The organism is Wolbachia endosymbiont (group A) of Cephus spinipes (assembly GCF_964026895.1).
Taxonomy (GTDB): Bacteria; Pseudomonadota; Alphaproteobacteria; order Rickettsiales; family Anaplasmataceae; genus Wolbachia; species Wolbachia pipientis.
The window spans coordinates 895,736-921,295 of sequence record NZ_OZ034713.1 but is presented as its reverse complement, the minus strand read 5'-3'; the positions used below and the strand labels follow the sequence as shown (position 1 = coordinate 921,295).

Genomic DNA, 25,560 nt, shown 5'->3' with positions numbered 1-25,560 from the left:
TATTAGCTTTGGCTATGTATTTTTTGTATACTCTTCTTGTACTTAAATGTAGACCAGCATAGCCTTAGTTTTTTTATATATTTTACTTCTTTCTCTATATTTAATAATAGGCTTGAAAATAAATGGTAAGCCTATAATTGTTAGGCTTAGAGCTAGGGTTGAAAGTATACAACAGGCTTTGTGTTTACTATGTAGCTCTTTCAGGTAAAGCATCAAAAATCTGCAAAATTTTTTGTAATTTTCTTCGATGTTTTTTTTGCTATGAGCCTTGCTAATGAACATATCTATTGCGGTATGACCGTTATTACACTTAATGTTAAGGTCTGCACCTTTTTCTATTAATAGCTGAGCTATATCAAAATAATCCTTTTGAACAGCAAGATGTAGAGGTGCAAAACCTTGTTGCTCACAAATGTTCATATTGGCTCTAACTTCCAATAACATTTTCACAATTTTTGTATGGCCTTTTTTAACTGCCAGTAGCAAGGGAGTTCTGTTACATTTAGTAACAGCATTAATGTTTACCTTAAGCCTCAATAAGAGCTTAACTGTTTTAGTGTTACCATTATGGCTAGCTTTATGCAGCCTGGCGTTGCCATTAAAATCTTGATCATTTGCATCTATTCCTTTTGATACAAGAAATGTTACCATTTTTCTATTATTATGCTCAATAGCGCAATCTAATGCATCAAAACCATGATTGTTTTTTGTGCAAAAAAACTCTTTAAGTTTAATTTTATCGTTACTTGCTTGCTGTTTTTTTGCAATAAGCTTTACTATTTGCATTTTGTTGTTATACGCTGCTAGGAAAAGCGTAGTGTTATTTTCTGCATCTTTGGCTTCTATATTTGCACCTTTCTTTATCAGATATTCTATAATTTCTGCTCTGCTGTCATAATGTGCGGTGCATTGATAAATGGTTAAAAACAAAGGAGTACGAAAATTGTTATCTTCACATTCGAGATTTGCTCCGCTATCAATTAAAATTTGGACGCTTTTTTTAGAACCGTATAGTGAAGCTATATGAAGAGGAGTATAGCCCTCTTTGACATCTTTTTCATTAATTTTTGCGCCTTTTGTTATCAAAAAATCTATTAATTCCGTGTCATCTTGTAGTGCAGCAAGGTGCAGTGGAGTAAATCCATTTTTATCCTTGGAATTAATTGTCAGTTGATTAACAAAAAGTTTAGCAACTTTCTTGTGTCCATGCATAATGGCATAATGCAGTGGATTTCTATTTTCGTTGTCTACGACATTGAAATCAGCTTCGTGCTCTAGTAATGACTTTACTCCAACTAAATCACCTTCTTTTGTGAACTTGTGCAAGAGAGTGATTCCACTTGCATCTTTTGAGTTAATATCAAATCCATTTTCTACTAATTGGTTTATATCTTCCTCACGCGCCATATCACTTAAATCTCTAATTAAACTCTTTTCGCGTTAATAATACTCCTACTTGATTAAGTTTAAATGAATCTGTGAGAAATGGCTAGTGCATTCTTGCATAACAAACTTTTGGCAGCGCATTGGATGAAACGAAAAACTTACTTGACAAACTCCGCCAGCCCTCTTATCATGAAACTGAAGCTATTTATTTATCTTCGCAATCTCTGCAGTGGATTAATGACAAAAAACTTAATGTATTTGGCGTAAATCATGCTTAATTTTTTGCACTATGTGCACCTCATGTCTTTATAAAACTTTTAGGTTTCTACCTATACAAGCCGAAACGCGCTTATAAAGTGTTTAAGACAGTAAAAGACGTCAAATAGACAAGGGAGAATTTGAATACTAGCTACCCTAGGGTTTCTTTGCCTTTTTTTTTATTTGGTAAATTTCTTAATATTTATAGCTAAACGACAACTGTCATTCCTGTAAAGGTCAAGTATCCCGCTACTTGTTAGCGGCTGAGATACCGCGAATGAATCGCGGTATGACGGTTAGCGGCGGCATGACGTAGGATTGCTGTCATTTCGCTACTTGTTAGCGGCTGAGATACCGCGAATGAATCGCGGTATGACGGTTAGCGGCGGCATGACGTAGGATTGCTGTCATTTCGCTACTTGTTAGCGGCTGAGATACCGCGAATGAATCGCGGTATGACGGTTAGCGGTGGCGTGACGATAAGCTCGTCATTCCGCTACGTGTTAGCGGCTAAGAGATATCGCGGTGGTATAGCTATAAATTGTTGATATCTTTTTTATATCACATTTTTAACTTACAATAGTTAGCCAGCGTTTCTGACATTAACCAAATTTTTCAAATTCTGCACTCACCACTACCTATAACTCACTTTCACGCAATATTGATCGTTCTTAAAAAGCAATCTAACATTTTTTATTCCTTGATTGCGAAGCTTTGATGCAGCTGATTTAGCAGCCTGAGCACTTTTAAAAAATGCAACATATCCCTTACTTTCTGCACTGTCTTGTTTTGGGTGACGTTTCTGTATTTCTTTTTCATACTGCTTTCTGTAATGAGGAGTATTTTGTATCAATTGTTCTGACATCTTTCTTAGGTATTGGACTTTTACTTTTGCAAGCCCAGATTTATGAAATCCTAAGACTTGAGCTGCTTTTTCTGATAAGTCTATTATTCTACCTTCAATAAATGGTCCTCTATCGTTAACCCTTGTAACAAGCTTTCTTCCATTTTCTAAATTAGTGACAAGAACAAAGCAGGGTAGGGGCAAAGTCTTATGCGCTGCAGAGATCAAGTGACGGTTAAACACTTCACCATTTGCTGTAAGCGTGCCATGATCTTCTATTCCATACCACGACGCTGTCCCTATCTCTTCATAGTGTTTACAGTTTTTTGGATAATAAGTTATACCATTTATTGTGTAGCTGCTGCCAATTTTGTAATGACCTGCAGTGCAATTAAACCTGTTGCTAAAACTGCAACTACTCATCAAAACGAATATTAGACATAGGAAGGCTAGGTTTTTTATCATTGTATTCGGTAAGAGGGTTCGATACTATGAGGATTTTAAATTATACTATAATAAATTTAGTAATGAGTAAACATCTACTGCTAAATATTAACAAAACTCAAGAAGGAATAATACATATTATTGGTATAGGTGGAATCGGAATGAGTGCCATTGCTGAAATTCTTCACAATTCCAATTACAAAGTTCAAGGCAGTGATGCGCAGTCAAACAACAATGTAGATAGATTACAAAAGCTGGGTATAGAAGTTTACATTGGTCACAATGCTGATAATATAAGCCAAGCTCAAATAGTTGTATATTCTTCTGCGATAGAATCTGATAATGTGGAGTTAATTGCGGCAAAAAATAACAATAAAATCGTTTTGCATAGATCAGACATGCTTGCTGAACTTTTAAGAGATAAATATGTGATAGCGGTTTCAGGTTCAAGCGGAAAGACAACAACAACCGCTATGATTGCTTCCATTTTTGATCATTCTAGCATTGATGCGACTGTAACTGTAGGAGGGATATTAAATTCCTATAAGAGCAACTTCAAACTTGGAGGGAGTGACACTTTTCTGATCGAGGCTGATGAGTCTGATGGAACTATGCTAAAAATCCCTGCAAAGATTGCTGTCATAACAAGTATCAACAATGACCACATAGATTATTACGGCACATTTGATAATATCAAAAATGCATTTTCCCAATTCGTGAATAATGCAGGTTCTGCAGTTTTACCTGATTCTGTAGACATCGATTATGATGCGGGTAATTCTATAACGTTTGGGTTTGAGAATGGTAGCATAAGAGCCAGCAACATTAAACAGCATGCTAACAGCATAGAATTTGATGTGTTGAACAACTGGATTCCAGCATTACGTGCTGGAATGACAAAAGGAAAGTGTACAGAGATGTCATCCCAGTGCGTGACACTGGGATCCAGCCCTTTAAAAAACATAGTACTATCAAATGCAATTGGAATTCACAAAGTAAGCAACGCCCTAGCTGCAATATCAGTTGCGATAAAGCTCGGAATTAGCGATGCAGAGATTAAAAAAGGCCTTTTGGAATTTCAAGGAGTAGCAAGAAGATTCTCTTTGATTGACGATATTAAAGGTGTTAAGTTAATTGAGGATTATGCCCATCATCCAAATGAAATATATGCAACTTTAACGGCTGCACGTTCGATTACTAAAGGAAAAGTAATAGGAATTATCGAACCACTTCGTTTTGCCCGCATTCGTAATTTTTTTGATGAATTCATACGAATTTTCATGATGTTTGATTATGTCATCCTCACTCCTGTTCATCCCCCAGAAGACAATCCTATTCCTGGTTGTGGGATTGATGATATACAAAAAGCTTTAATCAGTAATGGATTTAATAACACAAAAATTATGAATGATGCTTTGCTCATTTCACATTTTATTAGTGATTCGACAAGTCCAAGTGATATAGTATTATTTATTGGTGCTGGTAGTAATATAGCTAAGCTAGCAAAAGAAACTGCAGCACTTATTGCGGAAGTTAAGGTTTAATGTAATGAATAAGATAATCAATAACGTATTTGCAAGAGAAATTTTAGATAGCAGGGGTTACCCCACTATTGAGGTAGAAATTGAGCTCTGTGATGGCGCAATAGGCAGGGCATCTGTACCTTCTGGAGCTTCAACTGGTAAATTAGAAGCCTTGGAACTCAGGGACCAAGATGAGAAAAGGTATTGTGGTAAGGGAGTGCTGAAAGCTGTTCAAGCTGTAAATGGGATAATAGCAGATGAAATCATTGGAATGAATGCAGCGGACCAAAATGCAATTGATAAAGCATTAATTGAACTGGATGGAACAAAAAACAAATCAAAACTTGGAGCAAATGCAACTTTGGGTGTGTCTCTTGCAGTTGCAAAAGCAGCAGCAAACAGTTTCAAAATGCCGCTATATAGATATTTGGGAGGAAAGCAGACGAGTGTTATGCCGGTTCCACTCATTAACATAATTAATGGTGGAGTACATGCAGACAATAAGCTCGATTTCCAAGAATTCATGATTCTTCCGGTCGGTGCTGAGACTTTCAGCGAAGCGATTAGAATATCTGCGGAGGTATTCCACAACTTACGTAGCATTCTTAAGAAAAAAGGTTATAGCATAAATGTAGGGGATGAAGGTGGTTTTGCACCAAATATTGAAAGTACTGAAGAAGCACTTGATTTGATCATATACGCTATAGAATCAGCAGGTTATTCAGCGCAAAGTGATTTTGCACTAGGCCTTGATGTTGCTTCATCTACTTTTTATGAAGATGGAATTTACGAATTTGAAAGTAAGGGGCTTACTTCAGAAGAGTTAACCGAATATTATTGTAACCTTGTGGAAAGATATCCAATAATTTCTATAGAAGATGCAATGAGTGAAGACGACTATGAAGGCTGGAAATTGCTTACTGCAAAACTAGGGAATAAAATTCAATTGGTCGGGGATGATTTATTTGTTACAAATTGTGAACTAATACGTAAAGGAATAGAGGAAAAAATGGCAAATGCTGTACTGATCAAGCCAAATCAAATAGGGACGTTAACAGAAACGTTTAATGCAATTGAAATGGCAAAATCAAATGGCTATAAAGCTGTTGTTTCTCATCGCTCAGGTGAAACAGAAGACACAACAATATCTCATATAGCAGTTGCGTCAAATTGCGGGCAAATAAAAACCGGGTCGCTATCGCGTTCTGATAGACTCGCGAAGTATAATGAGCTAATGAGAATAGAAAGCACGTTAGGAAAGGATGCTAAATATTATCGTGGGTTAGCATGGGTTTTATAGACGAAGTAAAATTGTGTTTAAAAGCCGGTGACGGTGGTGATGGCTGTGCAAGTTTTCGTCGAGAAAAGTTCGTTGAATTTGGTGGTCCAAATGGTGGTAATGGAGGAAAGGGTGGAAACATAGTTTTCATCAGCGACGCTAATCTCAACACTTTGCTTCATTTTCGTTATAGAAGACACATTAAAGCAGATAGTGGAAAAAATGGTGCAGGCAGGGATAGATCTGGCACAGCAGGGAAAGACGTTATACTTAAAGTTCCAGTCGGTGCACAAATAATTGATGAAGAAAGTGAAGAGATAATAGTAGACCTTGACAAGCCTGGTATGGAATTTCAAGTAGCACAGGGTGGAAAAGGTGGACTTGGAAATACTAATTTTAAATCTTCTACTAATAAGGCACCAAGACATTTTACTTACGGTCAGCCTGGCGAAGAAAAACATGTATTATTAAAACTAAAAGTTTTATCAGATGTTGGAATTATTGGCATGCCAAACGCAGGTAAATCAAAATTTTTGACTCGCTGCTCAAATTCCGATACAAAAGTAGGCGATTATCCATTTACCACCGTAAGACCTCATTTAGGCATGGTAAAAGTGGATGATAGCGAAGTTGTAATAGCAGATATTCCTGGAATAATTACTGATGCTCACCTTGGAGTTGGGCTCGGGCATAAATTTTTAAAGCACATAGAAAGGTGTCAAATTTTACTTCATTTAATCGATGTAACTCACGATGACGTTGTTTCGGCTTATAGTTGTATCCATAATGAATTGGAACTTTACAATAGTGATCTTGTTGAAAAAGAAGAGATTGTAGTATTAAACAAATGCGACTTATTGAGGGAAGCAGAAATTCTGGAAAAGAAGAATCACCTAGCTAATTATCTCAATAAAGAAGTGCTGTGCTTATCAATTAATGGTGATTTACAGCCTATTTTAAGATTATTAAGTGAAAAATTGAAAAAGAGTAATTCTAAGGAAATCGATGTATATGATCCTTTTAAGATGTGAATTTCATTTATTTTATCATATAACTAGAATATATTTGTACGAACATTTGTTTTTGTTAAACACAACAAATCCCAGTGTCAGCTACTTGCATCTACCACACAACTGTACGAACATTGCAATTTGCAGGCAATTTGCGTGGCAGATGGTGTCATCCCAGTGCCCAGACACTGGGATCCAGCCTTTTCATAATCATCAAAACGTTGTATTTTAACATAAAACGGCTACTTTTATGCTTACCAACTTAATAAAATTTCTGGATCCAAGTGTCAAGCACTGTGATGACATCATAGGGGCGCTGGGATGACACCCTCCTGCTAGACAATGTTCGTACAGTTGTACATCTACCATGCAAGTTACCTGAAAATTGCAATGTTCGTACACTTGACTACTTGGATCTAGTATGATTTAATTAACCAAGAAGTAGGCATGAAAAAATTATGTAGTGAACCAGTTTGCATAACACCAGGAGGAAAATATGGATAGAAAGACGAGAATAGAATCAGACAGCTTAGGGGAAGTAAAAGTACCAAGTGAACATTACTGGGGAGCGCAGACTCAGCGTTCTTTAGAAAATTTTAAGATTGGCACAGAAAAAATGCCAGAGCCTCTGATTAAAGCATTAGCAATAGTAAAACTTGCAGCAGCACATGTTAACATGAAGCAGGGTAGCATAGATAATAAGGTAGGGGACGCAATCTGCGCAGCCGCAAAGGAAGTAATAGATGGCAAATTTAATAATGAATTTCCGCTTGTTGTTTGGCAAACCGGATCCGGAACGCAGACTAATATGAATATGAATGAAGTGATCAGCAATCGCGCAATAGAGATTTTAGGTGGTAATTTGGGTAGTAAATCTCCGATACATCCAAATGATCATGTGAATTATGGTCAGTCGTCAAATGACACCTTTCCAACAGCAATGCATATAGCAGCAGCAGACCAGATAAACCGCTTGCTTATTCCAAATCTTGAAAAATTGCATAAGGTGCTGGATAATAAGGTTCAGGAATTTAAAGATATAATAAAAGTAGGACGTACTCATCTGCAAGATGCAACGCCCCTAACACTAGGACAGGAGTTTTCTGGCTATGCAGCCCAGATTAAAAAGGGGATAGAGAGAGTAAAATCAACTTTAAGTGATATATATGAGCTTGCACAAGGTGGCACTGCGGTTGGCACGGGACTCAATACTAAAAAGGGTTTTGCTGAAGATTTTGCAAAGCAAGTTGCAGGAATTACTAACCTTCCATTTACTTCAGCAGGCAATAAATTTGAAGCGCTAGCAGCAAATGATGCTTTAGTTGAGCTCAGTGGAACACTCAATACAGTAGCAGTCAGTTTAATGAAAATTGCAAATGATATAAGGCTGCTTGGTTCTGGTCCAAGATGCGGAATTGGGGAAATAATGTTACCGGAAAATGAGCCTGGTTCTTCAATTATGCCAGGTAAAGTGAATCCAACTCAGTGTGAAGCGGTGACTATGGTATGCACTCAAGTTATGGGAAATCATGTTGCTGTAACCATTAGTGGTTCAAACGGTCATTTTGAATTGAATGTGTTTAAGCCAGTGATAATTTACAATGTTTTGCAGTCTATAAGACTTTTAGCTGACGCAAGTTTAAATTTTACAGAAAAATGTGTAGTTGGTATTAAAGCAAATGAAGAGAGGATAAAAGATTTACTGAATCAGTCGTTGATGTTGGTCACTATATTAAATACGCATATAGGGTATGACAATGCAGCAAAAATAGCGAAGCTTGCTTATAAAGAAAATATCACTCTAAAAGAAGCAGCAGCAAAACTTCAACTGCTCACTGAGGAAGAGTTTGAAAGGATAGTGAAACCAGAAGAAATGGTAAATTATTTGTAACCGCTCACACTTAATTCTTCAATCTCACTAATAGAAAGGCCAGTAAACTTGACAATAGTGTTAACATCAACATTATTATCTTGCTTTGTCTACCTTATTTTGCCGCTCCCCTGAACGGATACGGTTTAAGACATAAGATCCTTTTTCATAGCTATACTACGTTATCCAGCGTCTGGGCACTGGTTTCTTGGTACTTATTCCGCAATAATTTTTTTTTCCTTCAATAAACTTTGCAGTTCGCCTTTTTCGTACATCTCGCGAGTGATGTCGCAACCACCAATAAACTCTTCCTTTATATATAATTGTGGAATTGTTGGCCAATCAGAAAACTTTTTTATAGATTCACGTATTTCATCATTCTCCAACACGTTAATATACTTAAACTTCACGTTCAATTTTTTTAGGATTGACACGACGAGTCCAGAGAATCCGCATTGAGGAAAATCAGAAGTGCCTTTCATATACAATACCACATCATTTTCTGTTATATCTTTTTTTATTTGTTCAAAATTGCTCATAAATTCACCTTATTTTAAAGTATTAGTTTCCAGTTGCAAGGCGTGTATAGACTGACCTTCCAGAGCTTTATATACCATTTTATGCTGTTCTATTTTTGTCTTTCCAAGAAAACACTTGGAGTTTATTTTTAAATGATAATGGTCATCATCTCCAGCAAGATCATGAATTTTTATATCAGCGTCGGGGAACGATTGTTTGATGATCCTCTCTAATTCGTGAATTGCAATAGTCATTGATTTGCTTTAAATTACAATACTTTCATTATAAATCTAAAACGATTGAGCGCAATAAAAAGTTGCTATCATAAAAAATAGAAGCATACTATAATAATGGAATGACAAGTTATGCAGGGAGGCTTTGTGGTGGGCGAAAGATTTAAATTCACATATCTTTGGTTTTGCTAACTTTTTCATTTAGGTGCTTATCTTACGATGATAAAATAAATAACTTAGAGAATGTTTACATCAAAGCTAACTATTTTGGAGCATTCTTCAATGCAATAGGTTCTCTAGAAGGAAAAGAAGATGCAGGTGACAATATAACAGAGGGGGTTTTTAGTTTTAATAAGAAGGAGCGAATTGAAGCTGGATACAGTCCTAAATATGTTCCAGGGTTTGCCGGTAGTGCTGCAATAGGGTATTTATTCAAAAATATGAGAGTTGAGTTTGAAGGCTTATATTCTCAGACTAACTTATATGATGAAGATTATTCAGATAAGAAAAAAGCAAGATATATTGAACTTCGTCGTCACAATGATGCGTCTACTGGAGCGGAATGCAATTCACCTTGGAGAAGTGGAAAGGTTGATATTCACATTCAAGAAAATTGTAGTGTTGAAGCAGAGTTCAGAGCTGCATTTAAGATGAAAAATGAAGGTTTTAATAACTTAGCTGGAATGGTCAATGTATATCGTGATTTTAATATAGCAAAAATGCCATTCACCCCATATGTTGGTATTGGTGCAGGTGTAACTAGGGTTAAATTTCTAGGAAAAACCAGATATGCCTTGGCTTACCAAGCAAAACTTGGTATCAATCACCAACTTACAGCACAAACTCAAGCATTTGCTGGTTTACGCTATTTTGGTATCCTTGATAACCAATTTAAAGATATTGTACCAGGAATAAAGATACTAGCTGGTGAAGGATATATTCCTGCCGGTGGAGGAAGTAAAGTTGATGAAACTGCACGTGTTGAATCAACAACTGCAACCATTACCAATAGGTTTGGCATATATGGCTTAGAGTTTGGGTTGGTTTATCACTTTTAACTTTATCCAATAAATTACATATGTGAAGATAGTAAATTCAGCGTGCTGAGAACATTAGAAAGACGAGATTTTAATTGATTTTCATATTTACTCCAATCTTGTATTGCCTTTCTTGCAACACCTGAATCAACTGCGGCTTTTGCAACAGCAGGAGCTACTATAGAAATTAATCTTGGGTCAAATGGAGTAGGTATTATATATTCACGTCCATAGCCCATTTTACGACCGCCATAGACTGCAGATATCTCACCTGGTACTGGCTCACGGGCAAGCTTTGCTATTGCATCTGCAGCTGCAATTTTCATTTCATCATTTATTGTTGTTGCATGTACATCAAGTGCCCCTCTAAATATATAAGGAAAACCCATTACGTTGTTGACTTGGTTGTTGTAATCTGACCTACCAGTTGCAATTATTGCATCTGGCCTCACAGATTTTGCAAACTCAGGCCTTACTTCTGGATCGGGATTGGCAAGAGCAAAAATAATCGGGTCTTTGCCCATACTCTTTAACATCTCTTCATTTAACACATCTTTTGCAGATAGTCCGATGAATACATCAGCGCCTTTTATTGTATCAAGTAGAGAACGTTCGGAAGTATCAATTGCATATTTTTCCTTCCACTCATTCATGTCCTCGTTTCTACCTTTGTATATTACTCCTTGCTTATCACACAGCACTATATTTTTAGCGCCCATGGACTTTAGTATTTCTAAACATGCAATACCGGCTGCTCCAGCACCATTCATAATGATCTTAACGTCCTCTAATTTCTTTTCGACAATATCAAGAGCATTTTCTATACCAGCTGCAACAACCACTGCAGTTCCATGCTGGTCATCATGGAACACTGGAATATCCATCAGTTCATTCAGACGTTTCTCTATTATAAAACAATCGGGAGATCTTATATCCTCTAAATTTATCCCCCCCCAACTTGGCCCAAGGTACCTTACTGCATTGATAAAATCTTCTATATTTTCTGTACCAACTTCTATATCAACTGCATCAATATCAGCAAAACGCTTAAATAAAACAGCTTTGCCTTCCATGACAGGTTTTGCAGCAAGAGGACCGATATTACCAAGTCCAAGCACTGCAGTGCCATTTGAAATGACAGCAACACAGTTGCTTTTTGCCGTATAATCATAAATAACCTCAGGATTTTTAGCTATTTCAAGGCACGGAGCTGCAACGCCAGGGGAATAAGCAAGTGACAAATCATACTGGGTAGATAAAGGTTTTGTTGGCATGATTGAAATTTTACCAGGCTTACCACCTCTACTGTGATAATTAAGTGCCTCTTGTTTTGTGGTACTATCTAAATCATCGTTCATCATTACATCCTTATATTTTAAGCTTATATTTTTTAAGTATATGGAGTTTTTATAAATGTTCAATTGTAAACTATTAGCTTGTGAACTCTGGTGTACTTCTGTATAAGTTTACCTACTACGTAGAATGGTATTACATGCTTAAGAAAAACGTGCCTAATTTGCTTACAATTTCTCGTGCGCTTGCAGTACCAGCAATAATATTAAGTTTTTATATAGAAAATAAATATGCAGGCCTGATAACAATATCAATCTTTGTGTTTGCGTGCATTACGGATTTTTTTGATGGTTACTTGGCGCGTGCGTGGAAAGTCCAATCAAAATTTGGCAAGCTATTTGATCCAATTGCTGATAAATTAATAGTGGTTTCAACGATAATTATGCTAGTTTATAAGCAGAAGATAAATGATTTTACAATAGTACCATCGATTATCATCATCTGTAGGGAGATATTAGTCTCGGGTTTGCGGGAGTTTTTGATAGCTACAAATGTTAGTCTACCTGTAAGCAAAGCTGGCAAAATTAAAACATTTTTGCAGATGGTTGCTGTAGTAGCGCTAATAATGAACGATTATTATATGATTCAATATACAGGTGCGATTTGTTTATGGGTTGCAGCTATTATAACTATGTGGTCAGGCTATAATTATATCCTAGCCGGCATCAAACAGATTGGTTAAATCTCCTAGGAAATAGTTAATAGACAAGAGTAGTTAATATCTTAGTGATATTGACTCAGAAAGCAAAAAGGTGTATAATTGTATTAACTTACAACTAATTAGGTTAATATTATGAAAATACCTAGTGGCAAATTTTCTTCTACCAAAAAGGTTCCAGGAAAGAATAAGAAAAAAAGAGATTTTGAACCATTAGAAGAGTTTTTTTGGGATTTTTGGCCAACAGTTGATAAAGAAGTCAAAAGAGAAAGGCTAGAACAAGAACTATTAGCACTAAAAAAAAGAGAGCTATATAGACAATGTGTATCATTGGTAACAATGGTTCCATTTGCATTATTTATGGCTATTGAACTGGAAAAAATATGTAGCGATCAGGTATTACTTGGCGTGATAAGTGGCGCGCTAAGCCACACTATATTACCTTTTACAGTCTTATCTCTTATTTGTACGCTATATTTAATTTACAATAATAGGAAGATAGCACAAAAAGAACGAGAGTTGGAGATTATTGAAAATGGAGAGGAAGTAAAGGAAAAAGAGCACAATATTTCTGATATAGGTCAGTGTTTGATCTATATTGAGGCTATAACAACTGCACTGGTTATTGTAGGTATGATAATGGGTGAAACATCTTCACTTGAAGCAGCAGAGGATGCAATTTTATTTCTTGCCAATGCAATTGCTTTTCTTGCAACTCTTGTTTCTTATATTGATAAGCATGAAAAAAATAAGAAAAAGGAAACAGAAAAGTCTGATCTTGATGAGAAATCTAGCAAGAAAACTAGCAATATATCTGTAGCCGGATTGGCGCTTGCTGGTTCTTCTATATTTTTAATAAGAAGGATAATGTTAATGGCATTAGCATCGTCCTTAAATCCTGCTGTTGGACCTACTTTAGGCTTGATAGGTATTGCAATTTTTATGGCTGTACAGATCTTAACTATACATTCCTACAGCAAGACGCTGAAAGATCCAAAAGTGGAAGGACGAGGTGAATCAAGAAATGCAGGTAGTTCTGACCGTAGTTATAAAGAAGAAGGGCCGGCTATTGCCTAAGAAATTTATTTATTTAAGTAATATTTAGGTCTATACTTTATTTTGATCGAAAAAAATCTTATGTATAAGACTTTAATCACGTGCTTTATTTTCCTAATTTGCTCCTTTACACAATCGTATGCGGATGATCTTGAAAAAACTGAAACTGAACTATATGAAGAAGCAGTTGAACTTTTTGACCAGAAAAAATATAAACAAGCTATTAGGGCATTTCACAAGATAGAGGATTTGTATCCTTTGTCTTATTGGGCAATGAAAGCGAAATTATTATCTGGAGTTTCTCACTATAATATGGGTAACTATAGCAGTGCTGCAAGTGATATGGCTGATTATATATATGTTTATTCAAATGGTGAAGATTTACCATATGTATACTACTTAAGAGTATTATCTTATTACATGCAAATTAATAAAGTGCAACTTGGACAGCAAACTGCATATAAAACTTTAGAGCTGGCTACAGAATACATTAATCTCTTTCCAGGCAGCGAATATGTAGACGAGATAAAGGAAAAAACAAAGCTAATCACAGAGCATATATCAACAAAAGAGTATTCTATCGGTAAATTTTACCTGAGGCGTGGTGAATATTTAGCAGCAATTAAGCGTTTCCAGAATATGGCAAGCTATAAGGATTCTAAATATTTTTCTAAATCTATTAACTATTTAATAGCAGTCCATTCAGCTATTGGCCTTGACTTAGAAGCTGAGCAGTATGAAAGTATGTTATTAGCAGAAAACCTACAAGATGCCAAGCCGGAGGCTTGAAAATTTGCTTTAGCTTTTTCTATGCTTTGATATATAATTTAGATTTTTAACTATTTGAATATGGCTGGTCATTCACAATTTTCAAATATAAAACATCGGAAAGGCGCTCAGGATGCAAAGCGCTCTCAAAAATTTACGAAGCTGATTAGAGAAATAACAGTTGCTGCAAAGCAAGGGCTACCCGATCACGAACTCAACCCACGCCTTCGTTCTGCTATATTTGCTGCGCGCAAGGAAAATTTGCCAAAAGATAAAATAGAAACAGCAATAAAAAATGCAACTGGTAACGTTGCTGGAGAAAATTATGAGGAAATCCAATATGAAGGTCATGGGCCTTCTGGCACTGCACTCATTGTCCATGCCTTGACTAATAACCGCAACCGTACTGCTTCTGAGGTACGTTATATCTTTTCTCGTAAAGGTGGAAATTTAGGAGAAACAGGAAGTGTTAGTTACCTTTTCGATCATGTAGGCTTAATCGTCTATAAAGCAGAGGGTGTGAATTTTGACGATTTATTCAGTCATGGAATCGAATTAGAAGTATTGAATATTGAGGAAAATGACAAAGAAGGATTACACGTTATAACTTGTGAAATAAAAGATTTTGGTAAAGTACGCGATGCCTTTTATGCAAAATTCGGAGAACCAGAACTTGCTCGTCTTTCATGGCAGCCAAAAGATCTGATTGAAATTAGCGATAAAGAGTTGATTGATAAATTATCTGCATTGGTTGAAGAGCTGGAAGATAATGATGATGTACAGTATGTGGAAGGTAATTTTACTTTTGTTGATAAGCTATGAGGCTGGTAATATTTGTATTGCTTTGTATTTTACCAGCATATGCTACTGAAACATCAACAGATCTTGCACAGCCATTCCAGCATGGAATCAGAAAAAAAAAAGCTACTTTGACGACAGAAAGTGATAGAAAGTTGTTATTCATATCCAGTACCATAAAATCTTCCTTTTTTGCCACGGAAGGGTTGGCGCCAAATACAGTGGTGAAATTGATCAACATATATAAAGATTTTGGTGTTGATTTTAAAAAAGACATTGTGCCAGAGAGTAAATTGGAGGTTCTTTTTGAGAGATTGCCTAATAATCAGAAGACTGAAGAAAAAATTTTATATGCTTCACTGACAATAAACAAAAAAGCTATTAGTTTATATCATTATAAATCACAAGACGGCAAAGAAAGGTATTTTAATAAAGAAGGAATAAGCTTAAAAAATGGCGAAATTTTTGCAAATCCTTTAAATGGAGATTATCGCATATCCTCAAAATTTGGCAATAGAAAGCATCCTGTTCGCGGTAAAATTGCTTTTCACAAAGGAGTGGATTATGCAGCTAAACTTGGCACTCCCATATACGCTGCTGCAGAGGGTGTGATAGAATATATAGGAAAGAATGGTGGCTATGGAAATTACATCAAAATAAAACACAAAAATGAGTATTCAACCTGTTACGCGCATATAAGTAGATTTAGTGGCGATATAAAGTTAGGCTCTAAAGTAAAGCAGGGGCAGGTCATCGCCTATGTTGGTAGCACTGGTGTTGCAACAGGACCTCATTTACATTACGAAGTTATATATAACGGCAAACACATCGATCCGCTTACGATAGCGCATAAAACTGAAGTAAAATTGCCTGATCATGAATTAAGAGAGTTTAAACTATTTGTAAATAAGATAAATAAAACGATCAACAGAGAGGGTTCAAGTGAAAAAGAAGTTTAAAGACAATATGGATAAGAATACGATAAACGATAGAAATTTAAGTCAACTCCGGTTTTTTCCTGTACTAATAGCGCTAGGATTAATTTTATCGCTGCTTTTTTTGGCATATGACAGCACAATTGCACTTGGAGTTGCTGCCGTTTCAATTTTGACTTTTCTTCAAGGATTTTTTATTAATGACCCTAATGAAGCAAGAGTGATAGAGTTTTTTGGTCATTATATTGGAACTTATTTTAAGTCTGGAATATGTGTAACGCTTCCCTTTTCAAGCAAATATATAGTTTCCCTAAAATTTCAAAATATCAACACAGAAAAAATAAAAGTGAATGATGCCAATGGAAGTCCAATAGAGATTTCAGCAGTGATTGTTTGGAGAGTGAACAGCCCGGCGAAGGCGTATTATAATGTTAACAACTATCACGAATTTGTTTTTGTACAAAGTGACTCAGTAATAAGAGAATTAGCAAGCAATTATCCGTATGATAGCGAAAGCGATGAGGAGTCTTTACGTAAAAATTCTGATAAAATTTCAGATGAATTGCGGTCAATGTTACAACAAAGATTAGATATTGCAGGAATTGAGATTACAGAAGCAAGAATATCGCATTTGGCGTATTCGTCCGAGATTGCACAAGCAATGTTAAGGCGTCAACAAGCACATGCTATCACTTCGGCAAGAAGGCATATAGTGCAAAATGCAATAGGAATTGTCGAGGAAGTAATAGCTCATTTTGAAAAAAACAAAAGCTTACAATTAGATGGCAAGCAAAAGGTTCAATTGATAAATAATTTGTTGGTTGCCCTAATCTCTGAGCAAGATGCACAACCGAAGATTAGTTTAGATAATAATTAGCATAGGAGCCGATTGGGTTTCATAAATGCAAGTCACTATTAATTTCTTGATTAATAGACTAAATGATGTTATAAATTACACGCATTAGGGGTGCTCTAGAAAAGCTGAGAGTACATAAAGTACAACCCTTTGAACCTGATATTGTTAAAGCAAGCGTAGGAAAATGTATGTATATAAATATTGAAGAATGCTTCGGCTTCATTGCGTTAATTGCATCTCTAATTGGATTATCACCTCAAGTATATAAAGCATATATCACTAAAGTTACTCGTGATGTATCGATGTTAATGTTAGTAAACTATCTTATTTGTTCATTGTCTTGGATTGGCTATGGTCTTTACCAGAGCTCAATTTTTGTGGTGCTTAGCAATATTGCTGGATTAGTGATTAGCATAATATCAATTATTCAAAAATGTTACTACGATGCAAAACCTGCACCATGATCATGTGCTGCACTGCAGTACACAACAACAATATCGTTCTATTGTAGTGCTAAATGGAAAAATACCGAGCTCATCGTTTTTTAAACGAGATATACCTATTATTGCTGTAGATGGAGGAGCAAACAAGCTTCTATCAATTGGCGTAAAACCTGATCTTGTAGTAGGAGATTTGGATAGCGTAAATCTGGATTTACGTGCTAATTTGAATACGATATATCTACCTGATCAAGATTATTGCGACTTTTCTAAAGCAATGGCTCACTTAAAAACAGTAAAGTTATTGCCATCAATAGTAACGGGTATTACTGGAGGAGCAATTGATCACATACTACAGAATATTAACATTTTTCTAAGTACGGGCAGTATCTTTTACACACCTTCACCTCCCATGGTAGGTTACACTTTACAAAAAGGTATTACCCATTTTTTTTCTTTGCCAAAAAATACTAAAATATCTTTACTTGGTATACCGAGAGCTCAAATATCAACTAAAGGATTAAAATGGGAACTGCACCTTAGTAATCTTGCTTTTCCGGGAAAAAATTCTTGCTTTAATCGAAGTTTAGGCAATAAGGTATCCGTAGAAGTACACAGTGGTATATGTCTAGCAATGATTTATTTAGAGACATTAGATGATGCTGCAAGACATCATGTGCGTCAAGTTAAGAAGTAAATAGACTTCTTGCATAACCCAAACTAAGTAGAAAAAAGGTATCATCCAAGTAGCTGACACTGGTTCCTTTATGACGTGTCATTCCAGTTTCAGCTACTTGAATGACAGCAGTCCTACGTCATACCGCCGCGGTATCTCTTAGCCGCTAACAAGCAGCGGGATGACGAATTGCTTAACCGTCATACCGCCACGAACCGTCATACCGCCGCGGTATCTCATCCGCTAACACGTAGTGGGATACTTGATCTTTACAGGGATGACGGTTGTCAGGCTAGCCTGTCATCCCAGTGCCCAGACACTGGGATGGCTTTGTTGCATCGCTCAAGTGAAAAGAACTGGCAGTTACTGACAAAATTCATTATAAATAGCCATTTAACTGTTGAAGAAAAAATATGCCACAAAAAATGAGAGTCAGTAACTGCCATGAATATAACAAATTTCTCCAAGAAAGAGGAAGCATTTTTTGTTATATCAATGACGCCATAGAAAATTGGTACGAGAATTGTCCAAAAATGCAGGGCGGCAACTATATTTATAGTGATAAAGTTGTGATTTTGGTGCATATAATCGTCAGTTTCTTTAGAATTGGTTTAAGACAAACAGTCGGGTTTATAAAAGGGTATTTGCAACAAATAGGAAGAGATTTGGCAGTTATCAGCTATTCACAAGCATCAAGAAGGTTTAAGAAACTTAATATTAAGATAAATGATTGCAGAAAATAATATGGAAGATATCGAAATTGCTATAGACAGTACAGGAATTAGTATATACAACAACACTCCTGGTCACAGCAAGGAAAATAGCACTGACAGAAAATATCGTGGCTATGAGCAAACGAGAAAATTGCACGTAATGTTGAATATAAACAACAAAAAAGCCATAGCTGTAAAATACAGTAACGGTGTCTACTCTGATCACTATGGAGCTTGTGATTTGCTAAAAGAAGTTGATTTTCAGCATGCCATAAAAGCACTATATGCAGATAGAGCATGTGATAGGCACAAGTTTTATAAGTTGTGTAACGAATATGATATAAAGACAAAAATTCCACCAATAAACAATGCGGCAGAACATCCAGAAATAGATTATATGTCTGACAGGAATGCTGCTATTAGGTTAATAAAATTATACGGTGAAGATGGCATGAAAGAATGGAAAAAAGAAGTAAATTATGGGAAAAGATCTTATATTGAAGGGTTTTTCTCAAGATTAAAGCAAATATTCGGATTTAGTTTGAGGAATAAATCTGAGATAAATCGAGAAAAAGAACTGCTAATCAAATGCTATTTGCTTAATAAATTCACTGATATTGGTATGGCTAAATTTGAGATAGTTACATGAATTTACCATAAATCACCATCTCATAAAGTGTGATGCAACAAAGCCCACTGGGATCCAGGAATTTTATTAAGTTGGTAAGCATAAAAGTGTTATGTAAAATACAACGTTCTTGATGGGATTGCGTGAAAGGCTGGATCCCAGTGTCAAGCACTGGAATGACATCATAGGAGCACTGGGATGACACCCTACTTAACCGTCATACCGCGATTTATTCGCGGTATCTCAAAGCATAGATCCCGCTAACACGTAGCGGGATGACGATTGTCGTTTAGCTATAAACATTAAGAAATTTACCAAACGAAAAAAAAGGCAAAAGAAGCCCTGAGGTTATTATCCGCTTTAAAATATTGGCGTTTTTTATGTTTTAAACGCTTGACAAGCGAGATTCAGCCGCTTTTAATTGCAACTAACCTACGCTGCAAATGTTTAAGAAATTTACTAAGCAGAAAAAAAGACAAAGAATCCCCGAGTTAGCTAGTCTTTTACTATCTCTGTCGAGTATTGGCATTTTTTGATGTCTTGTAACGCTTTATAAGCGCGTTCAGCTTATTTAGATAAAAATCTAGATGTAGATGAAGTTTTGTAAAGACATACAGTATCTATATACTGCAAAAAATTGAACATAAGACGCCGATACATTAAGTAATCCTTACCTTTTAATCTGCAGATTGGCGAAAGCAAATACAATAGCTTCAGTTTCATGATAGGGGGGCTGGCGGAGTTTGTCAAGGAAGTTTTTGTTTCTACTGAATGACAGTTGTGGCTTGGGAGGTAGTGCAAGAAGTCTATTGTATTACTGAATCATTAATAATTCAGTAATAGTGCCTGCTATGTAGCTAAAATTTTCCTTTAACTTAAGCTATATGTAGCTAAAATAACTTGGGTTTACCGACGATTTGACAAACGACAAATTCGTCATCCCGCTACTTGTTAGCGGGATCTAGAGATGCCGCGGCGGTATGACCCTGACTTGCATTAGCTATGTATAATAAAGGGAATCTATGACAAAAGAATCATTGGTAAAAACTGATATAGTGAAAGTTGAAGACAAAAAGGCGGTAAGAAGCTTTTTTAAAATACTAGGTGGAGTGGCAGATGCTGTAAGATCGTGGATTGGTAACATCAGTCCTGATTTAAGCAACAGTCGCGATATCGATAGTTTAGTCTTGAAGATGAACGAGTGCTTAAATCCAAAGGGAGGGGAGGTTTCAGCACGTAAAAACGCTGTATCTCTTGGTAACTTGTACTTAAGCTTATCAGAGAAAGGTAAAATAAAATTTCTACAAACCCTGGCAGAAAAATTTAATCCGAATAAAGCGGAAATAGATGAGAAAATTAGAGAGTATAAGAAAAACCAAGATCCCGAGTTAAACTATAAATTTGAACAGGATTTAATAAAAATTCTTGAATCACCGCGTTCTAAAATATTAAAGCAATTTATTTCTTTACCAGAAGGCATTAAGTTTATTGTTGATATGCGTTCTGATGTGCTTAAGCTAAAGAACCAATATAGAAGCTTGAATCCACTAGAGAGCGAATTAAAAAATATACTCTATACTTGGGTTGATGTTGATCTACTCGATCTTCGTCAAATCACCTGGGATTCACCTGCATCATTGCTAGAAAAACTTATAAAATATGAAGCTGTGCATAAAATTTCCTCTTGGGGCGACCTAAAAAACAGACTAGACTCTGATCGTCTCTGTTTTGCTTTTTTTCATTACAAGATACCAAACGAACCTCTAATTTTTGTAGAGGTTGCATTGGTGGATAAGATTGCAGATAGCATTCAACACCTTTTAGATGAGTCAGTACCTTCAAATGATCCGAGTAATGCGAGCACTGCTATATTCTATTCAATATCAAATACTCAAGCAGGGTTATCTGGAATCAGCCTTGGTAATTTTTTGATCAAAAGGGTTGTAGAAAAGCTATCACAGGAGTTTAAAAGTATAAAAACATATGCAACTCTTTCTCCAATACCTGGCTTTACGAAATGGCTAAAAAACAATCTAAACCAAGATGTCACTTTATTGGGCAAACTAAATATAAAACAATCTAGTGCAGAAATTTTAGAAAGTGCAGAGCAATTAAAAACTAATGTTGAATGTACAAATGAAACTAAACAATACATGCTTAAACTATGTGCATATTATTTACTAAAAGTGAATAATAGTAATGGAAATACTTATGACCCGGTGGCGCATTTTCATTTAAGCAATGGCGCATCAATAAAACAATTAAACTGGATGGCGGATACTTCTGAAAAGGGTATTAGTCAGTCAGCCGGGATGATGGTAAATTATCTATATGAGTTGCCTAAAATAGATAATAATCATGAAAACTATATGGTTAATAAAGTGATTTCCTGCTCGAAAAAAGTGTCGTCTATGTTGAAGGAGTAAATAGTCTCTTAATAAAGGATTGCCCTCACAACACTTAAAATGTAAAATAGTTTCACTAATTAAGTATAGTGGGCCATAAATGAACAACATAAGGAATTTCGCAATAATAGCGCATATAGACCATGGTAAGTCAACGCTTGCTGACCGTTTAATAGAGGAATGTAACGGCCTTGAAGCAAGAGAAATGACCAATCAAATACTCGATTCAATGGATATAGAACGCGAACGTGGGATTACAATTAAGGCACAGACGGTAAAACTCAATTATACGGCAAACGACGGTAATCAATATTGCCTAAATCTCATGGACACCCCAGGTCACGTTGACTTTTCTTACGAGGTAAGTCGAAGCTTAGCCGCATGTGAAGGTTCACTTTTAGTGGTAGATAGTAGCCAGGGCGTTGAAGCACAAACCCTTGCAAATGTATATAAAGCTATTGACAACAACCATGAAATAATAGTTGTGCTCAATAAAGTTGATCTTCCTGCTGCAGATCCAGAAAAGGTAAAACTCCAGGTTGAGGAAGTAATTGGCATTGACGCAAGTGAGTCAGTTTTAATATCAGCAAAAACTGGACTTGGAATAAAAGATGTACTGGAAGCAATAGTAGCAAAACTTCCAGCTCCTCAAGGTGATGTCAATGCTCCATTGCAAGCAATTTTAGTTGATAGTTGGTATGACACTTACTTAGGAGTAGTAATTTTAGTGCGAGTTAAAAATGGAGTGCTAAAAAAAGGCATGAAAATTGTTATGATGTCTAATAATGCTACATATCAGATAGATAATATCGGTATTTTCACCCCTAAAAAAGTGATGACGGGTGAACTTTCAGCGGGTGAAGTTGGTTTTATAACTGCTTCAATGAAGGAAGTAGCAGACTGCAAGGTAGGGGACACTATCACTGAGGAAAAGAGACCTTGTAGTAAAGCACTTCCTGGATTTAAAGAAGTGCATCCTGTGGTATTTTGTAGCATTTTTCCTCATAAAACGGATGATTTTAAATATCTAAGAGAAGCTCTAGAAAAGTTACATTTAAATGATGCAAGTTTTACCTTCGAAGCTGAAACTTCAAATGCACTAGGCTATGGATTTCGTTGTGGTTTTTTGGGAATGTTGCATCTTGAAGTTATTCAAGAAAGGCTCGAGAGAGAATTTGATTTAGACCTAACAGCAACTGCACCGAGTGTTATATATAGGGTTACAACACGAAGTGGTGAAGTTTTGAATATTCATAACCCAAGTGATATGCCAGATCCAACGAAAATTGAAATTGTGGAAGAGCCGTGGATTACTGCAACAATAATGGTCCCTGACCAATACTTGGGAGAGATTCTATCTCTATGTGAAGAAAGGAGGGGAGAACAGGAGGATTTATCTTACATTGGTAACACAACAACAGCATTGTTAAGATATAAATTACCACTATCTGAAGTTGTTTTTGACTTTTATGATCGATTAAAATCAATTTCCAAAGGATATGCAAGTTTGGATTGGGAAATTTCCAGCTATCTGGTAAGCCAAATAGATAAATTAAGCTTTTTAATTAATGGAGAGCCCGTAGATGCACTGGCTTGTATCGTTCACAAAAGTAGGGCAGAAAAAAGGGGGCGTGAAATATGTGCACGCTTGAAGGATCTAATACCACGTCAGCAATATAAAATCGCGATTCAAGCGGCAGTGGGCGGAAAAATTATTGCCAGAGAAACGATTAACCCATACAGAAAAGATGTAACAGCTAAACTCTATGGTGGAGATGTAACGCGAAGAATGAAACTACTTGAAAAGCAAAAGAAGGGTAAAAAAAGGTTACATTCTATAGGGAACGTAAATATTCCACAGAATGCTTTTATTCAAGCCTTGAAGATAAGTGATTGATCTTAAAAGACTTCTTGTATAGTTTTTGGCAACAACCGTTAGAAACGAAAAAACTTACTTGACAAACTCCGCCAGCCCCCTTATCATGAAACTGAAGCTATTTATTTATCTTCTCTGTACAGATTAAATGACAAAAAAACTCACGTATCTGGCGTCTCATGTTTAATTTTTTGCACTATGTGCACCTTATGTCTTTATCAAACTTCTACCTACATAAGCTGAAACGCGCTTATAAAGCGTTTAAAACATAAAAAAACGCCAACTTAAAAAATGGATAGTGAATAACTAGCTACCCTAGGGTTTCTTTTGCCTTTTTTTCTGTTTAGTAAATTTCTTAATGTTTCTAATTTAGATTAGTTGCGGTTTAAAAGCAACTAAATCGCGGTTATTAAGCATTTAGAATAAAAAAACGCCATACTTGAAAGTATAATGTAAGTAATTAGCCAACCACGGGGCTTCTTTTGCCTTTTTTTTTATTTGGTAAATTTCTTAATGTTTATGGCTAAACGACAACCGTCATCCCGCTGCTTGTTAGCGGCTAAGAGATACCGCGAATGAATCGCGGTATGACGTGGGAAACCTTTCTTGGGTTAGCTATAGAGTTGACTTTTTTATTATGGTATGTGATAATTGCAGTGTTATTAAGTTTAGTGGTAAAATGATAATGGATATAGCCTATTTAGCAGCACTTATATCAGCAGCTATAATAAAAATAGCAGCAGTAATACTTTGTGCTATAATGTGTATAAGCGTTTTCTTTATATTATTTAAGGGAATTAAAGAACACTTAGATTCAAAAGGATTTCTATCTCTTCTGAAAACAGTAGGTGTAATTTCTATAATACTATCAATTATATCTCTCCCACTTATTATATTAAGCCTTACTACTCCGTCACCTCTGGTAGTAGGTATAGTAGGTGGTATCGTTGGTGCTATTTCCATAATACCATTAATAGTAGCTTACATTTTGCTTTCAATAACATCGAAAGGATTGTCTCAACAGCCTGAAAATTATCAGCACTTGTTCTTAACTTCTCTTTTACTGTTTATTGGAAACATCATAGCTGGAGCTTTTATCGCTGTAAGTGGTGTTTTTCCAATATGTAAAGTAGATTCCTTATCATCTTTATCAGCAGCACTAGAGTCCTTACCTGCAGTAGGAATACATGCACTAGCACTTACGATTGCAACTGCAATTGGAGTAGTTATTGTAATCGATCTCGCTAAGCAAGCTAAGGAGTACATATCAGGTAAAATAATGCAAGCAGAAAAAGAATCTGTGACTGATACACATAAAGAACCAGACTCTAAAGTGGATGAAGCAAAAGAAGGAAATGTTAAAAATGAGCGGAAAGTACCTCTTTTGCCCTAAATATAAAGATGTCATCCCAGTGCTCCTTTTTTTGTCATCCAAGTAGCTGACACTGGGATCCAGGTTGCTCACAAGCAAACTAGCATAGAAAGTGGTTACAACGTTTTCGATGAGATTGCAGAAAGGCTGGATCCCAGTGGGCTTTGTTGCATCGCTACTTATGAAAGGCTAACTATAATTAGGATTATAAGCAACTTATTGAAAATCTTGTTTTTTTGCAATCAATCTGATCAAATTTAAGAATAGTAATTTGTTATTTATATTAATAAATTTAATTCTATTGAAAATAGCTAAAGCATTGAAATTCTTGAATTTTAGCCGGATTAGTGAGTGGTAGTGAAATTTCTTTTACTCAAATTTAGGTATTCACTGACCGTTCTTGTTATAAATACCAGAATAATAAGCTACTGATATTCTCCACCTTTTTTATCTTTAATCCATCATAGCTAGCGATGCAACAAAGCCATCCCAGTGTCAAGCACTGGGATGACAGGGGAGTTGGATGACACCGTCTTGGATGGAAATCAGTGTCAGCTACTTTCATGACAAAAAGAGGGCACTTGGATGACAGGAGAAGGAAGCATTGCCCTCCTGGTAGCACA

23 protein-coding genes and 1 riboswitch are annotated in these 25,560 nt (G+C 35.9%); of the genes, 18 read left to right on the top strand and 5 right to left on the bottom strand.

Translation table 11 applies throughout. The features are described 5' to 3' along the window. Positions 1–42: 42 nt before the first annotated feature. Both AAGD59_RS04340 and AAGD59_RS04335 read right to left on the bottom strand, forming a co-directional pair. A complete protein-coding gene (locus tag AAGD59_RS04340; RefSeq protein WP_141457199.1) occupies positions 43–1,407 on the bottom strand; it encodes an ankyrin repeat domain-containing protein in 1,365 nt (454 codons plus the stop codon). Between the two features lie 871 nt (positions 1,408–2,278). Then, on the bottom strand, positions 2,279–2,953 hold the full coding sequence (locus tag AAGD59_RS04335; protein ID WP_015588944.1) for a septal ring lytic transglycosylase RlpA family protein: 675 nt from the start codon (positions 2,951–2,953) through the stop codon (positions 2,279–2,281). 26 nt (positions 2,954–2,979) lie between these two features. Here AAGD59_RS04335 and murC point away from each other — a divergent pair, with 26 nt between their 5' ends. The 4 genes from murC (at position 2,980) to fumC (ending at position 8,635) form a co-directional block, all read left to right on the top strand. Next, on the top strand, positions 2,980–4,476 hold the full coding sequence (gene murC / locus AAGD59_RS04330) for a UDP-N-acetylmuramate--L-alanine ligase (RefSeq protein ID WP_341812879.1): 1,497 nt from the start codon (positions 2,980–2,982) through the stop codon (positions 4,474–4,476). A gap of 4 nt (positions 4,477–4,480) precedes the next feature. Further along, on the top strand, positions 4,481–5,755 hold the full coding sequence (gene eno, locus AAGD59_RS04325; protein WP_015588946.1) for a phosphopyruvate hydratase: 1,275 nt from the start codon (positions 4,481–4,483) through the stop codon (positions 5,753–5,755). After that, the gene (cgtA, locus tag AAGD59_RS04320) at positions 5,743–6,765 is read left to right on the top strand and encodes an Obg family GTPase CgtA (RefSeq protein ID WP_174515741.1); all 1,023 of its coding nucleotides are present in this window, start codon (positions 5,743–5,745) and stop codon (positions 6,763–6,765) included. Before eno ends, cgtA begins: the two co-directional genes overlap by 13 nt. Positions 6,766–7,240: 475 nt before the next feature. Next, positions 7,241–8,635 (top strand): class II fumarate hydratase, encoded by a 1,395-nt coding sequence (gene fumC, locus AAGD59_RS04315; RefSeq protein ID WP_015588948.1) that lies wholly within the window; start codon positions 7,241–7,243, stop codon positions 8,633–8,635. A gap of 194 nt (positions 8,636–8,829) precedes the next feature. Here fumC and grxD read toward each other — a convergent pair whose 3' ends face one another. After that, positions 8,830–9,153, bottom strand: coding sequence for a Grx4 family monothiol glutaredoxin (gene grxD / locus AAGD59_RS04310; protein WP_006280013.1), 324 nt, complete (start codon positions 9,151–9,153; stop codon positions 8,830–8,832). Between the two features lie 9 nt (positions 9,154–9,162). Then, a complete protein-coding gene (locus tag AAGD59_RS04305) occupies positions 9,163–9,387 on the bottom strand; it encodes a BolA/IbaG family iron-sulfur metabolism protein (RefSeq protein WP_015588949.1) in 225 nt (74 codons plus the stop codon). 164 nt (positions 9,388–9,551) lie between these two features. Here AAGD59_RS04305 and AAGD59_RS04300 point away from each other — a divergent pair, with 164 nt between their 5' ends. Continuing rightward, entirely contained in the window at positions 9,552–10,424 is an 873-nt protein-coding gene (locus tag AAGD59_RS04300) for a P44/Msp2 family outer membrane protein (protein ID WP_080717615.1), read from the top strand. A gap of 14 nt (positions 10,425–10,438) precedes the next feature. Here the strand turns inward: AAGD59_RS04300 and AAGD59_RS04295 are convergent, their stop codons facing one another. Continuing rightward, a complete protein-coding gene (locus tag AAGD59_RS04295; RefSeq protein WP_015588951.1) occupies positions 10,439–11,761 on the bottom strand; it encodes a malic enzyme-like NAD(P)-binding protein in 1,323 nt (440 codons plus the stop codon). Positions 11,762–11,895: 134 nt separating this feature from the next. Between AAGD59_RS04295 and pgsA the strand changes: the two genes are divergently transcribed. The 13 genes from pgsA to AAGD59_RS04230 all read left to right on the top strand — a co-directional run bounded on the left by pgsA (position 11,896) and on the right by AAGD59_RS04230 (position 24,958). Further along, positions 11,896–12,438: a CDP-diacylglycerol--glycerol-3-phosphate 3-phosphatidyltransferase gene (gene pgsA, locus AAGD59_RS04290; RefSeq protein WP_015588952.1), complete on the top strand. Its 543-nt coding sequence runs from the start codon at positions 11,896–11,898 to the stop codon at positions 12,436–12,438. Between the two features lie 111 nt (positions 12,439–12,549). Further along, positions 12,550–13,491 carry a hypothetical protein gene (locus AAGD59_RS04285; protein ID WP_015588953.1) on the top strand — a complete coding sequence of 314 codons (942 nt, stop codon included), beginning with the start codon at positions 12,550–12,552 and terminating at the stop codon, positions 13,489–13,491. Positions 13,492–13,551: 60 nt separating this feature from the next. Continuing rightward, on the top strand, positions 13,552–14,259 hold the full coding sequence (locus AAGD59_RS04280) for an outer membrane protein assembly factor BamD (RefSeq protein ID WP_015588954.1): 708 nt from the start codon (positions 13,552–13,554) through the stop codon (positions 14,257–14,259). Between the two features lie 60 nt (positions 14,260–14,319). Then, positions 14,320–15,060 carry a YebC/PmpR family DNA-binding transcriptional regulator gene (locus AAGD59_RS04275; protein WP_015588955.1) on the top strand — a complete coding sequence of 247 codons (741 nt, stop codon included), beginning with the start codon at positions 14,320–14,322 and terminating at the stop codon, positions 15,058–15,060. Further along, a complete protein-coding gene (locus AAGD59_RS04270) occupies positions 15,057–15,995 on the top strand; it encodes a M23 family metallopeptidase (RefSeq protein ID WP_015588956.1) in 939 nt (312 codons plus the stop codon). The genes AAGD59_RS04275 and AAGD59_RS04270 overlap by 4 nt, the downstream gene beginning before the upstream one ends. Positions 15,996–16,002: 7 nt before the next feature. After that, complete coding sequence (locus tag AAGD59_RS04265) at positions 16,003–16,848, top strand: SPFH domain-containing protein (RefSeq protein WP_141457374.1); 846 nt, start codon at positions 16,003–16,005, stop codon at positions 16,846–16,848. 76 nt (positions 16,849–16,924) lie between these two features. Further along, positions 16,925–17,027, top strand: a riboswitch (TPP riboswitch). Then, positions 17,016–17,291: a SemiSWEET family sugar transporter gene (locus tag AAGD59_RS04260; protein WP_006280002.1), complete on the top strand. Its 276-nt coding sequence runs from the start codon at positions 17,016–17,018 to the stop codon at positions 17,289–17,291. (Overlaps the previous riboswitch by 12 nt.) Next, positions 17,272–17,964, top strand: a complete 693-nt coding sequence (locus AAGD59_RS04255; RefSeq protein WP_265027791.1) for a thiamine diphosphokinase — start codon at positions 17,272–17,274, stop codon at positions 17,962–17,964. The genes AAGD59_RS04260 and AAGD59_RS04255 overlap by 20 nt, the downstream gene beginning before the upstream one ends. A 392-nt stretch (positions 17,965–18,356) precedes the next feature. After that, positions 18,357–18,686 carry a transposase gene (locus tag AAGD59_RS04250; protein ID WP_141456678.1) on the top strand — a complete coding sequence of 110 codons (330 nt, stop codon included), beginning with the start codon at positions 18,357–18,359 and terminating at the stop codon, positions 18,684–18,686. Beyond that, entirely contained in the window at positions 18,670–19,305 is a 636-nt protein-coding gene (locus AAGD59_RS04245; protein ID WP_265027790.1) for a transposase, read from the top strand. Before AAGD59_RS04250 ends, AAGD59_RS04245 begins: the two co-directional genes overlap by 17 nt. 1,001 nt (positions 19,306–20,306) lie before the next feature. Further along, positions 20,307–21,710, top strand: a complete 1,404-nt coding sequence (locus AAGD59_RS04240; RefSeq protein ID WP_265027789.1) for a malonyl-CoA decarboxylase — start codon at positions 20,307–20,309, stop codon at positions 21,708–21,710. Positions 21,711–21,789: 79 nt separating this feature from the next. Next, positions 21,790–23,586 (top strand): translation elongation factor 4, encoded by a 1,797-nt coding sequence (gene lepA / locus AAGD59_RS04235; RefSeq protein WP_015588959.1) that lies wholly within the window; start codon positions 21,790–21,792, stop codon positions 23,584–23,586. A 571-nt stretch (positions 23,587–24,157) separates the two neighbouring features. Further along, the gene (locus AAGD59_RS04230; protein ID WP_197907194.1) at positions 24,158–24,958 is read left to right on the top strand and encodes a hypothetical protein; all 801 of its coding nucleotides are present in this window, start codon (positions 24,158–24,160) and stop codon (positions 24,956–24,958) included. The last annotated feature ends 602 nt before the right edge of the window (positions 24,959–25,560 follow it).

What these genes read in the sequence shown, in the direction of transcription:
- AAGD59_RS04270 (WP_015588956.1), top strand. Translation starts at nt 15,057, where the DNA reads ATGAGGCTGGTAATATTTGTATTGCTTTGTATTTTACCAGCATATGCT.
- AAGD59_RS04265 (WP_141457374.1), top strand. Translation starts at nt 16,003, where the DNA reads ATGGATAAGAATACGATAAACGATAGAAATTTAAGTCAACTCCGGTTT.
- fumC (WP_015588948.1), top strand. Translation starts at nt 7,241, where the DNA reads ATGGATAGAAAGACGAGAATAGAATCAGACAGCTTAGGGGAAGTAAAA.
- AAGD59_RS04245 (WP_265027790.1), top strand. Translation starts at nt 18,670, where the DNA reads ATGATTGCAGAAAATAATATGGAAGATATCGAAATTGCTATAGACAGT.
- AAGD59_RS04295 (WP_015588951.1), bottom strand. Translation starts at nt 11,761, where the DNA reads ATGAACGATGATTTAGATAGTACCACAAAACAAGAGGCACTTAATTAT.
- AAGD59_RS04255 (WP_265027791.1), top strand. Translation starts at nt 17,272, where the DNA reads ATGCAAAACCTGCACCATGATCATGTGCTGCACTGCAGTACACAACAA.
- grxD (WP_006280013.1), bottom strand. Translation starts at nt 9,153, where the DNA reads ATGAGCAATTTTGAACAAATAAAAAAAGATATAACAGAAAATGATGTG.
- AAGD59_RS04260 (WP_006280002.1), top strand. Translation starts at nt 17,016, where the DNA reads ATGTATATAAATATTGAAGAATGCTTCGGCTTCATTGCGTTAATTGCA.
- lepA (WP_015588959.1), top strand. Translation starts at nt 21,790, where the DNA reads ATGAACAACATAAGGAATTTCGCAATAATAGCGCATATAGACCATGGT.
- murC (WP_341812879.1), top strand. Translation starts at nt 2,980, where the DNA reads ATGAGGATTTTAAATTATACTATAATAAATTTAGTAATGAGTAAACAT.
- AAGD59_RS04240 (WP_265027789.1), top strand. Translation starts at nt 20,307, where the DNA reads ATGACAAAAGAATCATTGGTAAAAACTGATATAGTGAAAGTTGAAGAC.
- pgsA (WP_015588952.1), top strand. Translation starts at nt 11,896, where the DNA reads ATGCTTAAGAAAAACGTGCCTAATTTGCTTACAATTTCTCGTGCGCTT.
- cgtA (WP_174515741.1), top strand. Translation starts at nt 5,743, where the DNA reads ATGGGTTTTATAGACGAAGTAAAATTGTGTTTAAAAGCCGGTGACGGT.
- AAGD59_RS04335 (WP_015588944.1), bottom strand. Translation starts at nt 2,953, where the DNA reads ATGATAAAAAACCTAGCCTTCCTATGTCTAATATTCGTTTTGATGAGT.
- AAGD59_RS04305 (WP_015588949.1), bottom strand. Translation starts at nt 9,387, where the DNA reads ATGACTATTGCAATTCACGAATTAGAGAGGATCATCAAACAATCGTTC.
- AAGD59_RS04280 (WP_015588954.1), top strand. Translation starts at nt 13,552, where the DNA reads ATGTATAAGACTTTAATCACGTGCTTTATTTTCCTAATTTGCTCCTTT.
- eno (WP_015588946.1), top strand. Translation starts at nt 4,481, where the DNA reads ATGAATAAGATAATCAATAACGTATTTGCAAGAGAAATTTTAGATAGC.
- AAGD59_RS04285 (WP_015588953.1), top strand. Translation starts at nt 12,550, where the DNA reads ATGAAAATACCTAGTGGCAAATTTTCTTCTACCAAAAAGGTTCCAGGA.
- AAGD59_RS04250 (WP_141456678.1), top strand. Translation starts at nt 18,357, where the DNA reads ATGCCACAAAAAATGAGAGTCAGTAACTGCCATGAATATAACAAATTT.
- AAGD59_RS04340 (WP_141457199.1), bottom strand. Translation starts at nt 1,407, where the DNA reads ATGGCGCGTGAGGAAGATATAAACCAATTAGTAGAAAATGGATTTGAT.
- AAGD59_RS04275 (WP_015588955.1), top strand. Translation starts at nt 14,320, where the DNA reads ATGGCTGGTCATTCACAATTTTCAAATATAAAACATCGGAAAGGCGCT.